The organism is Virgibacillus senegalensis (assembly GCF_000821245.2).
Taxonomy (GTDB): Bacteria; Bacillota; Bacilli; order Bacillales; family Amphibacillaceae; genus Sediminibacillus; species Sediminibacillus senegalensis.
Map to the genome: position 1 here is coordinate 631,212 of NZ_LN611425.1, position 14,488 is coordinate 645,699.

The window sequence follows — 14,488 nt, forward strand, 5'->3', positions numbered from 1 at the left end:
TGTGTGTCTGTATATTGCCGACAGCACTTAAGGCTGTATAGTTAATCGCTTGGCACCAAGATAGCGTGGACTCCAATAAGGGTTTTCCATTTCACTGATTTCGACTCCCCGGGATTCACCTGCATGAAGAAATTTTCCATCGCCTACGTATATTCCCATGTGCGACGGTCCTTGTTTGTATGTTTGAAAAAATACGAAGTCGCCTAAAGAGGGAGAATCGACGGGTTTACTGATATTCCATAACTCACTAACTGTTCTCGGGAGCTTCATTCCATGTGACTGATAAATGTATTGGATAAGACCGCTGCAATCAAAACCTTCCGGCGATGTTCCACCCCAGGAATATGGGGAACCGACTAATTGTTTCGCTGTCTGAATTACTGCTGATGGATCGACAGCTTGCGACACCTTTTCGACTGGTTTGGGGGCGCTTTCTTGTTTGTCAATTGTGCTCGTTGCAGCGTGTGCCGTTTGTTCCGGTTCCGGCTTGACATGTTCTGGCATCTTCTCTTCCACTTCAGGCTGATCCGATTCTGCTGCGAAAAAGGCTTCAATCGTTACCTCGTCGATTTGCTTCGTAGGCGTCACTCCGTTATCTTCCTGAAACGCAAGCAGTGCCTGGGCTGTTACCGGACCATAAATTCCATCTACTTCTGCTTCATAGTAACCAAAGTAGTGGAGGGCCTGTTGAATTTTTTCAATGTCGTCTCCGGTTTCACCTGGATAAAGGGAAGGTTCAATTTCCCTTAAAGGAGCCAATTGCTCGTTTCTTTCTTCGACTATCAACTTTTCTACTGTTTTTTTGTCAGCACGTCCGGATACCATGAGATCGTGCTCTTTTTGGAATTTTTTAAGCGCATATTCCGTATAAATTCCGAAATCCCCATCGATTGGATGGGAAAAAAACGACAAATTCGTTAATTTATGCTGTAATATCTTCACGGATTGATTGTGCTGGCCGTAAGAGAGGGTTTTTGATTCCTTTATTAGTTGATTATTTTCCATAACAGGATATGCGCCCGCATAAAAAGCAAATGGCTGGGTCAGCACAAAGCCATATGACACTGAATGCTTGATGACATGTTGGACACTCAAATCAGTAAGCATGTCAAAACCCCTTTCCGATTTGTGCTCTTAACAAGATGTATGTAGAATGGACGGGAATATGATTGTAATTCGTAATCGAAATACAATTGTAATATGGTAAGATAGAGATACCACTTATTATGCAAGCATGTATGGCGGAGAAGGATTATCCTGTGCTCTAGAATGAAGCATTCAATCCGATTGATAAAACCAACGGCTATTATCTTGTTGTTTTTATTTATACCATTTATCGACATTACCAGGCCTTTTCACGGAATAACCCTCAACAAAGCAATCGGTAGTGATTGGTCGGGACGGATGAAGCAATTGGACAACTATGATTTGCTTGATGAAATTGTTGTCGCTCCGGAACACCCGGACAATCCTGAAGCTGTTGCAGGTATGGTGACCAGGCTCAACCGAATTGACCGCAATCTATTGCAAATGCTGGACGGTCAACAGGTGAAAGTGCGTTTGTTTGAAGGACGATTGACAGACGAGCCTTTATTATATCATCTAAAATGGAAGCAACCGAGGGGTTGGGAACAGGAAGCAACCTGGGAGGACGTTCCTGGATCTGGGGGGGCGGATGGCTCGTATCCGCAAAAATTGGTGCCAGCATGCCTGGGAATGGCCATGGGGCATACAACTTAGAATTGCACGAGACTGGGCACACGGTATATCGCTTGTTGAGAACGCAGCCCTCATTAGCTGCGCATATGGAGCAGCACTGGAAGGAAGAAGCAGTCAAACTGTTTCCCGGTAATCGTTATTTTCTTACATATCCTTCCGAATATTTTGCCGAAGTGTTTGCCTATTACTACTCAGGAGGAAAATCGAAGCAAGCTGTTTCAAAAAAGGCACCAAAGACGTATCGGTTTTTCGCCAGGTTGAAGCAGTTGGATGTCTCTTCGATTCCTCAATATTATTTCAATTGACGAAAGGATTTTGTTATAGATGACAAAAGGAGAACAAGCTTATCTCGATTTGTGTAAAACAGTTTTAACAAAAGGAAATAGTAAACAAGACCGGACTAATACAGGGACGCTATCCGTTTTTGGACACCAGATGCGGTTTGACTTGGAAGAAGGTTTTCCGCTGCTGACGACAAAACGCGTACCCTTCCGTCTCATTGCCAGTGAGCTATTGTGGTTCATCAAAGGCGATACGAACATCCGTTTTCTGTTGGAACATAACAATAATATATGGAATGAGTGGGCCTTTAAAACTTGGGTCGAAAGCGATGAATACAAAGGACCGGACATGAAAGACTTCGGACATCGGAGTCAGCAGGACGAGGAGTTCCGTTCTCTTTATCAACAAGAGATGGAAGACTTTAAAAAGCGGATACTTTCGGACGAAACCTTCGCAGCGAAGTACGGGGATCTTGGATCGGTTTACGGTCGGCAATGGAGGGCCTGGCAAACATCAAGGGGAGAAACCATTGACCAGCTTAAACAAGTGATTGAAGCAATCAAAACAAATCCGGATTCCAGGCGGCATATTGTGACAGCCTGGAATCCAGAGGACGTACCTGGAAATATGGCGCTTCCGCCTTGTCATACGATGTTCCAGTTTTATGTGGCTGATGGTAAATTATCCTGTCAGCTTTATCAGCGAAGCGGGGATATCTTTTTAGGTGTACCCTTCAATATTGCCAGCTATGCTCTTTTAACCCACTTGATCGCCTATGAATGCGGCCTTCAGGTCGGTGAGTTCATTCAAACACTTGGAGATGCCCATATTTACAGCAACCACATCGAACAGGTAAACACTCAATTGAAAAGAACGCCTTATCGTTTTCCCGAGTTGGTGATCGATCCAAAGGCCGGTTCCATTTTTGATATCGAAATGGAAGACTTGCATATAAAGGACTATGAATCTCACCCGCCAATTAAAGCGCCGGTGGCAGTTTAAGGGAGGAGGGGTACGATGATTTCCCTGCTATACGCAATGGACAAAAACCGAGTAATCGGGTATCAAAACGATTTGCCATGGAGGCTGCCGAACGATCTAAAGTTTTTTAAGCAATTGACTACAGGGAACACGATTATCATGGGAAGGAAAACATTCGCCTCGCTGAAACGTCCACTACCAAATCGAAAAAATGTAATTGTCACCAGGGATGAAACGTTTCACGCAGAGGGATGTCAAATTCTGCACTCGGTTGATGAAATAATAAAATGGAATGAAAACGATCCTGAAACAGAACTGTTTGTGATCGGTGGAGGAGAAATTTTTCGCCAGATTTTGCCGTATACAGACCGTATGTACATGACCTTGATCGAAGATTCCTTTCCGGGGGATACTTTTTTCCCTGAATATAATGAGGCGGAATGGAAATTGACGAAAAAGGTGCAAGGGGAAAAGAATGAAAAGAATCCTTATGATTATTATTTCCTTCAATATGATCGTGTGCAGCCGGATTGTTAATCTCTATCATTACGCCCGATTGTGTGAAATGTAAAAAATATGGAGTGATAGAGGACAGGCAGTGAAAAAAATGGTAAGATGTACGTGAAATGCAAACTATCTCTGTTCGAAAAGAGAGTTGAATGATTCATACAGGCTAAATTCAGAACGAGAAGGTGATAATAGATGTTAACTAGCATCGGTATTCCCGGTTTGATTCTAATTTTGATTATCGTTTTAATCATTTTTGGTCCGAAAAAATTGCCTGAAATTGGGAAGGCAACCGGGCAGACGTTAAAAGAGTTTAAAAACTCTACAAAAGATTTAACCGAGCCTTTCGATGACAATCCCAAAAAAGATTCTTCTGACAACAATGAGATAAAATAAGAAATGGAGTGAATCCATATGTTCGGTAACATTGGTTTTCCAGGTTTGATCCTCATCTTGGTTATTGCCTTGATCGTGTTTGGCCCTTCCAAACTTCCGGAAATTGGTAAAGCGGTAGGAAGCTCTTTGAAAGAATTCAAGAAAGCTACCAGGGACATCATTTCCGATGAAGATCAGAAAAAAGTGGAAGAGAAACAGAAATAACGTTATTTAAAGATGCATCGACTGCTGGTAAATTGCTTCTCGATTCTTTTCTGAAAAGAAAAATAGATGGGGCGTATGCTGATAACAAAGCAGTTTCGCCAGATGGTGTGCGAGTGAAGGTGTAGGGACAAGATCCTTACATCTTCTTTTTGAGAAAGGGGGGACTGTTTTGTCCGATTCACTTAAGGGTGAAAAAGATATGAATATAACGGAACATTTTTCCGAATTGCGCAACCGACTGATTTGGACGGCGGTTGTCTTCATTGCTTTCTTTATCGTTGGATTCGTTTTCGTCCGAGACATTTACGGCTTTTTTGTCAGTGACTTAGATTTCACCTTGAATGTCATTAGCCCAGGAGAAATTATTTGGATTTATTTCACCATGGCTTCCGTGGTAGCGATTGTCGGTACGATTCCGTTTTTCTGTCTGCAAGCCTGGCTTTTTGTAAGACCGGGTCTTACCCCGAAAGAAAGAAAGGTTTCCTTGTCTTATATACCGGCAACCTTTTTATTGTTTATCGCCGGGCTTGCTTTTGGGTATTACGTATTTATCGATTTGATCTTGCCGTTTCTATTGTCTTTGAATGATGGCATGTTCAATGAGATATTTACGGTAGACAAGTATTTCCGCTTTTTGCTCCGGGTAACCTTGCCGTTTGCAGTGCTGTTCGAAATCCCGATCATTACGATGTTTTTGACAAGCCTTGGTATATTGACACCTGATTTTATGCGAAGAACGAGAAAATACGCTTATTTGATTTTAGTTATTATTGGTACGATGATTTCGCCGCCAGATTTTGTTTTGCAAATCGTTGTGGCTGTGCCATTGATCCTATTATATGAAATAAGCATTTTCCTTTCGGCTTTTACCTATCGGAAAAAACAGAGGAAGCATGAAGCGTTTATGGAGGAGGAAAATACCTGATTCAAAATGGAGGTGACAGGTTTGCGTTCCTTTTATCATTACATGATGCGTTATCGGGGATCTGGGACTAAGACAAACGAACGCCGTCTAGCTGACTGGATGTTCGAGGCACACGATTTTCCAAAACAATCGACTTCTTATGATGAAATCAGCCGTTATTTGGAGTGGAATATACCATTTACAGAAGCAACCCAGGTTTTCGACCGACTGTGGGAAGATTACTTAACAAATGAAAGCTAACTGCAGGACATCAAAAGCCCTTTCTTAAAGGGCTTTTTTTTTACGTGTGGAAGCAAGGAAGTTTAAGTGCAAGACTCGGCTATTCCACTTAAAACGCTTCTTCGATATCTATTATTTTTCCGCCGACTGGAAAAGTTGTCTCACATGCCGGTGAGGCAAGAACATGCTAAAATGACAAGTATGGAGGGATTTACGTGAAGATATTGCATACAGCCGATTGGCACTTGGGTAAAATTGTCAATGGTGTGCATATGACAGAAGATCAAGGCTATATGCTTGATAGATTAATAGGTATGATCGATACAGAAAAACCTGACGTTGTCATCATTGCTGGAGATCTTTACGATCGCTCGGTACCGCCGAAAGAAGCAGTCGAATTGTTAAACCGAGTCTTGACAACGATTGTAACCGAGTTAAACATACCGGTTTTAGCCATTTCGGGCAACCATGATAGTCCGGATAGACTGGATTTCGGAAGCAGTATCTTTCGTTCTCAACGGTTGTTTATTGAATCGAAGCTAAGAGGCGACTTGGACCCGGTTACCTTGTATGACGAGCATGGTCCGATTCATTTTCACTTAATACCATATATCGAACCAGCTGATGCCCGTGCTTATTTTCAGGATGACAATATTCAGAGCCATCAGAAAGCGATGGAGGCTGTTATCCATCATATTGAAAGCAGCCATAATATGGAGGAACGACATATTTTCATCGGACATGCTTTTCTGGCTGGTGGAATGGAATCTGAATCGGAGGAAAGGTTATCCATGATCGGCGGAAGTCCGTACGTGGATGCACGATTATTTAAAGACTTCACTTATGTAGCACTCGGCCACTTACATCAGCCTCAACGGGTTATCAGCGAGAATATTCGCTATAGTGGATCACTGCTTAAGTACTCCTTTTCCGAAGCAAATCAGAAAAAATCGGTAACCTTGTTGGATATAGACGGGGATGGCGTTGTGGAAAAACAGTTTCTTCCACTTATCCCAAAGAGAGATATGCGCGTCGTGGAAGGATATTTTGAAGAACTGTTGGAAGGGATGCAGGACTTTCCGCCCGAAGATTATCTGCATATCCGTCTCCTAGATGATGGACAACTTGTCGATCCGATGGGGAAATTAAGAAAACGATACCCAAACATCCTTCGGCTTGAGAGACAGGTGCTGACCTCCCAGAAGCAATTGAGCGATCTAAACCGCATACGCCAGAAACAAAAAATGTCCCATGCCGAATTATTTGAGGCGTTTTACAAGGAAATGAAAGGTGAAGATATTCCGGAGTCGCGCAAGCAGTATATGGATAAAGTAGTTCAATTATTGATGGATCAGGAGAGGGGGAAGTAAGATGCGTGCCATTACGTTATCAATGACTGCCTTTGGCCCTTACCGACATACTCAGGTAATTGACTTCCAAGAGATCGGCAAGGAATCGATTTTTTTGATAACCGGACCTACCGGAGCGGGAAAAACCACCATTTTTGATGCGATTTGTTACGCATTGTACGGTAGAGCGAGCGGAAATGACCGGGATCATGATTCTCTCCGGAGTCATTTTGCTGAAGTCGATCAGCCTACCGAAGTAAGCTTCCGGTTTGCCTTAAAAGGGAAAATTTATCAAGTGAATCGGTTTCCAAAGCAAAAGAAACGAAAAGAGCGTGGGGAAGGTTTTACAGAAGATCCTGCAAGAGCCGAGTTATACGAAGTAAACGACGGAAAGCCTGTTTTGGCAGCGTCTAAAATAAAAGATGTAAACGAAATGCTGGAGGAAAAACTCGGATTGGACTATGAGCAATTCCGGAAAATGATTATGATTCCCCAAGGAGAATTCCGACGGTTGATCTCGGAAAACAGCAAAGAACGCGAAGAAATCTTGCAGAAAATATTCCGTACACACTTTTATGAACAAATTACCGAAGAATTGAAGAAGCAATCTAAGCTGCTTCGCCAGTCAATCGAGCATCTAGAAGGCAGATTGGAACAGGAAGCGGCGAAAATAGAATGGGAAACGCATGCTAGGGAAGAAACAGATTCCAATGATATGATCATTGAAAAGTTAACCGCAGAAATGGAACAGAAACGCAAGGATTTAGCCGTCCTGGAAAAACAATTGGAATCCGAAAAAAAAGCGCTGAGCTCCGCCCAAGAAGCCTATTACAAAGGTAAACAGCTTTCCGATTTGTTCGCTGAACTTTCCCAGTTGCAAGAAGACGGCGATCAGCTAAAAGAGAGGCAGCCGGTTATTAAGGAAAAACAGCATAAACTGGTACTGGCGGAAGCTGCAGCCAAAATAATCCCCTTCGAAGAACAGGTGAAGAGACGAAAAAGTGAATGGGAAGAGCAGTCACAGAGGCTGAACAATCAGAAGGTGAAAAGGACAGAAACGGCTGAATGGTTTGAAACGGTACAAGCTGACTACGAAAAGGAGTTGGAACGAGAAAGCGAACGAGAACAGCTACACGAGCAAGTGGAACTTGCAAAACAACAGTTGGAACGGGCCAGACAGCTTGTTAAGCTAAAGCAGGAACAAAAGCAGGCTGAAGAACAAAAACAAGCTGAAGAAGAAACCATCAAACAACTAATCGATGCGGCCGAGAAAATACGTCACCAGCAGGAAGCACTGCAGGTAAAAGTACAAAATCATCAGGAAATGACAAAAAAATATTATCAGCTAGAGCAAAAGGTCAAGCATGCAGAAGAGCAAACAATCAAATTGCAGGACCTGCTTCATCAGCAGGAAAAGTTGCAAGAACTTCGCAAGCAGTTTCAAAAGGTTCAGCAACAATACAATGAGAAACAACAAAACATCGACCAAATCCAAACGAAGGTAAGGGAACTTGAAACACGACAGGCAAGCAACCAAGCTTTTATGCTGGCCCGGCATTTGCAAGAGGGATGTGCGTGTCCTGTTTGTGGTTCTAAGCAACACCCCGATCCTGCAAATGTAGAAGCAGTGGACGTTTCTCAGCACCAATTGGATGAAGCTAGAGAACAGCTTGAAAATGCTAAAAAGGATTTTGACGAATGGCAGCGTTACTATATTGAAGTGAAATCCGAGGGACAAGCGCAAAGGGTATTAGTTGATCAAAATTTCCAGTTTTTCAAAGACCGAATTGACTCATTAGATAACAAGACTATCCAAAACCACTTGGAAAGCTGGCGACAAACCGCTACGACAGAAAAAAAGGAATTGGACTTCATTAAAAGGGAACTGGAACAGATAGAAGAAGCCAGCCGACAATTAGAACAATTGACCGACAGATCCAGGAACGTAGAAGCAAAGCTCGAGGATGCGAAGCAGTCAAAAGAAAGGACTACAGAAGCGTGGATGAGGATCCATATGCAAGTAGAGGCATTTACGCAGGACCTTTCGCTTGAAGAACAAGACCCGGAAGCAGTTGAGAGGAAAATTAACAACAAGCAAAAAATATTGTCCGATTTGCTTCAAAAATGGGAAAACGTCCAGTCAAGGTTCCAATCCGCAAAGGAAAGGCTGCAGGAGCTCGATACCATTATCGAACAGCAGGGTGTCTTTACAAAAGAAACGGAACAAAAGCTTTCAGAAGAACAAGATGCATTAGAAGAAAAAATAGCATATAGTGAATTTGCTTCTATCGAAGCCTACCAATCTGCGAGACTAACGGAGAACGAAATCTCGAAGTTGAAGGAAGAAGTCGAACATTTCAACCAACAAAAGCATACAGTCGAGGAACGTCTTCAAACGGTTGCAAAGCAATTGGAAGGACTGGAAAAGCCTGATCTCCCTGCTCTGGAGACAGCGGTTCGAAAATGTTCGGAAAACGTAGAAGCAGTTCATCAAAACATACAGAATGTGAAGATAACTCTTAAAGGGTATGAGCAAATAAGAACCGCGATGCAGGAATTACTAGAAGAAAAGCAAATGAAAGCGAAGCAATATTATGATATTGGTGAACTGGCAGACTTGGCACGTGGTGAAAATCATTTACGCCTTTCATTCGAGCGCTATGTATTGTCTGCTTTTCTCGATGAGATTCTCTTGCAGGCGAACATCCGATTTGATCAAATGACAGATCATCGTTATCAGTTGATCCGCAGTGATCAAGTCGCAAAACGCGGAGCCCAAAGTGGCCTAGATTTAGAAGTTCTAGATCACCATACAGGCATGCAGCGATCGGTAAAAACCTTATCCGGAGGGGAAGGGTTCAAGGCTGCTTTGAGCCTTGCACTGGGGATGGCAGATGTAGTCCAGGCTCATGCCGGCGGAGTACAATTAGAAACCTTGTTTATTGATGAAGGGTTCGGTACGCTCGATGAACTATCACTGGAACAAGCGATAGAATGTTTAAAGGGATTGCAGCAAAGCAACAGACTGCTGGGCATTATTTCGCATGTTCCACAGTTAAAAGAGGAAATTCCGGCAAAACTGCAAATCACACCTTCACAAAAGGGTTCGAAGGCAGCCTTTATGTTCGCATAGACGACAGATTGCCAATAATTACTCCTTAATTATCGAAAGACCTCCATGATATAGTAGAAGAAGATTTGTAGAGCTTAGCTATCGGCTTTCAGACAGCTTAAGCACTTATGCTATTTAGATACACAGGAGGATTTACATGAAAGTTATTACCGCTTCCACTCCCGAGCAACAGGAATATGCGCATTCTTTGTTAGGGGAACTTTATAATCAGATTGTCCCTAAATACTTTTCTGCAGGCTACATAGCCGAGTTAAAGAATTTTCAATTAATGGAGATTCCTTCTCTTGCGGAACTGTCGTTAAAAGAAATATTCGAAGTAACAACAGCACTGCAAACGATCATATCCATTTTGAATTCTCCTATACAGCAAGGAATGGAAATAGAGAAATACGAAGATATATTCCAAAAGAACGTGCGAATCCTTAGCGATTATGAGATTAACTTTCCATTTAAGCTAAGCGATTTCTTATCTTGATCCCCTCCCTTAAACAAGATGTTCTTGTCATGTATTCTGCCATGACGTACGATATAGTTAAAAAGATAATGGGAGGTGGGTGTTGAATGTCAATGCCGATGTCAATTGAATGGAAGCTGCTAACCCATGGAAGAGAAGAGCGTTTGCAGCATCAGCAAAATATGTTTCAAATAGAATTTCCCGGATACAAACTATTTCCCATGAATCAGCCAATAGAAATTAAACGACATCACGATTCTGATCAAATCGGAAACGGGAAGATTGTCGAACTTTTATGGAAAGAGGAGCGGACTATTTGCACGTATCAGCTGCTTTCACTCTATAACGTCAATTAACGACAAGCAACATAAAAAAACGTCCGGCAAACGTCGTATTCTGCGCTTGCCCGGGAAATAATCGAGTATGATAAAATAGCCTTCCACAATAGGAAGGTTATTTTTTATAAGAGAGAAAATGCTAATATAAGATGCCTACACCTCTTTTAGGCATGTAACGTACAATAAACCAAATCATTTTCGAAAAGAGGGGTTTGTATGTTCAATCCAAGTCAAGGGCCATCAGGCTACAGACCGTTTCCTTTTTCTCAAGGAATTAGGCCGCCGGGAGGATTTCCACCCAATTTTCCCGGCCCATACGCGGGCGGAATGCCTTCGCCAAGAGGAGGGCTGTCTGGTTTGCTGCAGCGCTTTACACAGCCATCGGCGGTTTCCCAGTTTCCCGCAACAGGTGGATCGAAATGGATGAGTACACTGGGAAATGTACAGCAGGCATTAAAAATGGCTCAATCAGCTATGCCTGTCATCCAACAATACGGCCCGATGGTAAAAAACATTCCGATGATGATCAATATGTTAAAAGCTTTCAATGATGATGACAGTGATGAAGCAGATAAAGAAGCAGACGAAGAAACAGATGAATCTGCAGAATACGAGGAAGTTTCATCTGAGGACGAAACGGAAAGAATAGAAATTGAGCAAGAAAATCTTTATAAAATGGAAGCAGTTGATAAACAAAGCAGGAAGAAGGCCAAAAAATTCCGTAGTGTACAATCTGGCGATTCCGTACCAAAACTATATATATAGCCAGATGCGCGCTACTTGATTTTTTTTATAAAAAACGGAAGAATAGAGGATATAGGAATTCACACTTCATTTAGACTAAGCCGGATAGCCGGCAGAATAGATGATCAAAAAACGGGAATGGAGAGTTGTTTCCGTTTTTTCGGTTTAAAAGGAGGTTTCACAATGGCTGAAAAGGCAACTTTTGCTGGAGGCTGTTTTTGGTGTATGGTAGAACCGTTCGACGAGAGACCGGGGATTGAAAAGGTTGTTTCCGGTTATACCGGTGGCAAAACGGAAAATCCAACCTACGAGGAAGTTTGCTCCAACACAACAGGACATGTTGAAGCGGTTCAAATCACATTTGATCCGGACATCTTTTCCTATGAACGTTTGCTTGAAATTTTTTGGCAGCAGATTGACCCCACTGATCCTGGTGGACAATTCAATGACAGAGGGGAATCTTATCAAACAGCTATTTTTTATCACAATCAACAGCAAAAGCAATTAGCAGAACAATCCAAACAAGAACTGGAAAGTAGCGGTAAATTCAAGAAACCAATCGTGACGAAGATTTTACCGGCAGCTACTTTTTATGAAGCAGAAGAAAAGCACCAGGATTATTATAAAAAGCAGTCTTTTCACTATAAATTGTATAAAAAGGGCTCTGGTCGACAGGACTTCATCGAAAAAACCTGGAAACCTGGGAAAAACAAGGAAGAACTTCGCAAAAAGCTGACACCATTACAGTACCACGTAACACAGGAAAATGGCACGGAAACACCATTCCAGAATGAATACTTCGATAATGAAGAAGAAGGTATTTATGTCGATATCGTTTCCGGTGAGCCATTATTTTCCTCTAAAGATAAGTATGACGCGGGCTGTGGGTGGCCAAGCTTTACCAAGCCAATTGACAAACATCAGGTTAACGAAAAAATGGATATGTCTCATGGTATGATTCGTACCGAAATAAGGAGCAGCCAGGCAGATTCCCATCTGGGCCATGTATTTGAAGACGGGCCACAGGATAAGGGCGGGCTGCGCTACTGCATGAACTCTGCGGCTATGCGGTTTGTTCCTAAACACAAAATGGAGGAAGAGGGATACGGTTATCTATCCTATTTATTCCGTTAAATAAAGCAATCCTTCCCGGAATAAGGACATTTCCTGATTCCGGGATTTTTTACTGCCCTTGAACCAAAGGAACGGATTTTCCATAACTTGGACAAGTCTGTCGGTAGGGCGAAGCATATATACAGAGAGAAAGAAGGTCCCAGCGATGGATACTGGTGTTTTACTTGAATATGGATGGACATTGCTTGTGCTAATTGGACTTGAAGGCCTTTTGGCGGCGGATAACGCGCTTGTTATGGCAATCATTGTGAAGCACTTACCGGAAGATAAACAAAGAAAAGCATTGCTTTATGGCTTGGGAGGAGCATTTATCTTTCGGTTTGGCTCTTTGTTTTTCATCTCTTTTCTCATTGATATTTGGCAGGTACAAGCACTGGGTGCGATTTACCTGCTGTTTATTTCCATCAATAATTTGCTGAAAATCTTTTTAAACAAAGAACAGGAGGAATCAGATGTTGTCAAGCCGGCAAAAGGGGCTGGTTTTTGGACAACTGTCGTCAAGGTGGAGTTAGCTGACATCGCTTTTGCTGTTGATTCGATTTTAGCAGCTGTCGCTTTGGCAACCACTCTTCCTCAAACTTCGATTCCACCTATCGGGGGGATGGACGGCGCACAATTTATCGTTATCTTCTCTGGTGGTATGATCGGCTTGATTCTTATCCGGATTGCCGCATCTTATATCGTGAAACTATTAAAGAAAAGACCTGGTCTGGAAACGGCAGCATATATCATTGTCGGCTGGGTGGGAGTAAAGCTGGCAGTTCACACGTTGGCACATCCCCAACTAGTAATCATTCCAGCTGCATTTCCCGAAACCACCTTATGGAAAACGATCTTCTGGTTAGTCATGGCAGTCGTTGCACTAGTCGGTTGGTTTTGGCGGCCTTCCAACCAAGTTTCCAAATAAATTGATACAGCAAGGAAAGCAGGTGAATTCCGTGCCAGGTTTCTTTTGGCAATTACTAATAACGTATTTCGTCGGAACCATTGGCGGATTGTTATTTCACTGGTTGCACTTACCACTGCCCTGGATTCTTGGTCCAGTCACAAGCCTTATTTTGTTTAAGCTGATTCCCTATACGAAGACAACAGCTTCCTTGCGACTTAGAAAGGTCAGTTTTTCTATTTTGGGGATCCAAATAGGATCAACATTTACTGCTGCAACCTTGCCTACAGTCTTTCCGTACCTTTTTCCATATACAGGTTTGACCTTGCTCTTGATAGCACTAAGTCTGGTAAGTGCTTATTTGATTGCAAAGTGGGTGAAAATAGATGTCACAACAAGTCTACTTGGCAGTATTCCAGGGGGGCTTTCTACTGTTTTAGCCATGAGTGACTCATTCAGGGGCAATACGGTACTCGTCACCATCTTTCAAACCATTCGACTAGTTGCGGTTTTGTTTATCATTCCATTCTCGGCTACCCATTTGTTTTTTGAGCAGGGTCACATCAAACAAGGATCTGTATTGCTTCAAGTTGAAGAAGGGCCGGAATGGACCATTGCGCTTTTTATAGCCGCCTTTATGCTTGGTTTACTGCTGCAAAAGTGGGTGCCGGCATCGCTAGTAATAATCCCGATGTTGATTACCGCTCTATTACAAATCAATGGGATCGCACTATATCAACTTCCAAGTGGTGCCTATTTGTTCGCCCAGCTGACAATTGGTGTGTACTTAGGGAATTCTATATCGGTCAAAGATCTGCAAAAGGCAGGCAGGTTATCCCTTTATTTTCTTTGTCTCGCCATCTTATTAATCGCCACTTCTTTCTTGTTTGGTTTTTTGTTTAGTTGGCTTACGAATTTAAATGCAGCAACAGCGGTACTAAGCTTGGCGCCAGGAGGTTTAATCGAAATGGCACTGACCGCACAATCGGTTAATGGCGATCCGTCTGTAGTCAGTTCCTTGCAGATGATTCGACTGCTTACCATTGTATTGATCTTACCGTTTTTTTTAAAGTGGCTGTTAAAAAGATTGGAAAAAGAACATCGTTAATTTGCCGGCAAAATGAAATATGATAAAATAATCTTGAATCTGAGATTTAATGGGGAAATCTAACATAATAATATTATGTTTACTTCTTGTTCTTGTGAAATCCTTTTAA

At 42.4% G+C, this 14,488-nt stretch carries 17 protein-coding genes; 16 read left to right on the forward strand and 1 reads right to left on the reverse strand.

Annotated elements, in window-relative coordinates; translation table 11 throughout:
• Positions 1-27 precede the first annotated feature (27 nt).
• Positions 28-1,107 carry a C40 family peptidase gene (locus BN1067_RS13980; protein WP_053219464.1) on the reverse strand — a complete coding sequence of 360 codons (1,080 nt, stop codon included), beginning with the start codon at positions 1,105-1,107 and terminating at the stop codon, positions 28-30.
• A gap of 180 nt (positions 1,108-1,287) precedes the next feature.
• Between BN1067_RS13980 and BN1067_RS13985 the strand changes: the two genes are divergently transcribed.
• The 16 genes from BN1067_RS13985 (at position 1,288) to BN1067_RS14060 (ending at position 14,379) form a co-directional block, all read left to right on the forward strand.
• Positions 1,288-1,740 carry an anthrax toxin lethal factor-related metalloendopeptidase gene (locus BN1067_RS13985; protein ID WP_199868531.1) on the forward strand — a complete coding sequence of 151 codons (453 nt, stop codon included), beginning with the start codon at positions 1,288-1,290 and terminating at the stop codon, positions 1,738-1,740.
• On the forward strand, positions 1,707-2,024 hold the full coding sequence (locus BN1067_RS13990; protein ID WP_053219467.1) for an anthrax toxin lethal factor-related metalloendopeptidase: 318 nt from the start codon (positions 1,707-1,709) through the stop codon (positions 2,022-2,024). The genes BN1067_RS13985 and BN1067_RS13990 overlap by 34 nt, the downstream gene beginning before the upstream one ends.
• A 19-nt stretch (positions 2,025-2,043) precedes the next feature.
• Positions 2,044-3,003, forward strand: a complete 960-nt coding sequence (locus BN1067_RS13995) for a thymidylate synthase (RefSeq protein WP_053219468.1) — start codon at positions 2,044-2,046, stop codon at positions 3,001-3,003.
• A 15-nt stretch (positions 3,004-3,018) separates the two neighbouring features.
• The gene (locus tag BN1067_RS14000; RefSeq protein ID WP_053219469.1) at positions 3,019-3,519 is read left to right on the forward strand and encodes a dihydrofolate reductase; all 501 of its coding nucleotides are present in this window, start codon (positions 3,019-3,021) and stop codon (positions 3,517-3,519) included.
• 165 nt (positions 3,520-3,684) lie between these two features.
• The gene (gene tatA / locus BN1067_RS14005; RefSeq protein WP_053219470.1) at positions 3,685-3,885 is read left to right on the forward strand and encodes a twin-arginine translocase TatA/TatE family subunit; all 201 of its coding nucleotides are present in this window, start codon (positions 3,685-3,687) and stop codon (positions 3,883-3,885) included.
• 18 nt (positions 3,886-3,903) lie between these two features.
• Complete coding sequence (locus BN1067_RS14010; RefSeq protein WP_053219471.1) at positions 3,904-4,089, forward strand: twin-arginine translocase TatA/TatE family subunit; 186 nt, start codon at positions 3,904-3,906, stop codon at positions 4,087-4,089.
• Between the two features lie 199 nt (positions 4,090-4,288).
• A complete protein-coding gene (gene tatC, locus BN1067_RS14015; RefSeq protein ID WP_053219553.1) occupies positions 4,289-5,014 on the forward strand; it encodes a twin-arginine translocase subunit TatC in 726 nt (241 codons plus the stop codon).
• A 21-nt stretch (positions 5,015-5,035) separates the two neighbouring features.
• A complete protein-coding gene (locus BN1067_RS14020; protein WP_053219554.1) occupies positions 5,036-5,254 on the forward strand; it encodes a YozE family protein in 219 nt (72 codons plus the stop codon).
• A 194-nt stretch (positions 5,255-5,448) separates the two neighbouring features.
• Positions 5,449-6,603, forward strand: a complete 1,155-nt coding sequence (locus tag BN1067_RS14025) for an exonuclease SbcCD subunit D (RefSeq protein WP_053219472.1) — start codon at positions 5,449-5,451, stop codon at positions 6,601-6,603.
• Position 6,604: 1 nt separating this feature from the next.
• A complete protein-coding gene (locus BN1067_RS14030) occupies positions 6,605-9,715 on the forward strand; it encodes an AAA family ATPase (RefSeq protein WP_053219473.1) in 3,111 nt (1,036 codons plus the stop codon).
• 136 nt (positions 9,716-9,851) lie between these two features.
• Complete coding sequence (locus tag BN1067_RS14035; RefSeq protein WP_053219474.1) at positions 9,852-10,190, forward strand: DUF5365 family protein; 339 nt, start codon at positions 9,852-9,854, stop codon at positions 10,188-10,190.
• 86 nt (positions 10,191-10,276) lie between these two features.
• Entirely contained in the window at positions 10,277-10,525 is a 249-nt protein-coding gene (locus BN1067_RS14040) for a DUF2584 family protein (protein WP_053219475.1), read from the forward strand.
• Between the two features lie 198 nt (positions 10,526-10,723).
• Complete coding sequence (gene vrrA, locus BN1067_RS14045; RefSeq protein WP_053219476.1) at positions 10,724-11,272, forward strand: VrrA/YqfQ family protein; 549 nt, start codon at positions 10,724-10,726, stop codon at positions 11,270-11,272.
• 162 nt (positions 11,273-11,434) lie between these two features.
• Entirely contained in the window at positions 11,435-12,385 is a 951-nt protein-coding gene (gene msrB / locus BN1067_RS14050; RefSeq protein WP_053219477.1) for a peptide-methionine (R)-S-oxide reductase MsrB, read from the forward strand.
• A 145-nt stretch (positions 12,386-12,530) separates the two neighbouring features.
• Entirely contained in the window at positions 12,531-13,292 is a 762-nt protein-coding gene (locus BN1067_RS14055; RefSeq protein ID WP_053219478.1) for a TerC family protein, read from the forward strand.
• Positions 13,293-13,323: 31 nt separating this feature from the next.
• A complete protein-coding gene (locus BN1067_RS14060; RefSeq protein ID WP_234400703.1) occupies positions 13,324-14,379 on the forward strand; it encodes an AbrB family transcriptional regulator in 1,056 nt (351 codons plus the stop codon).
• The last annotated feature ends 109 nt before the right edge of the window (positions 14,380-14,488 follow it).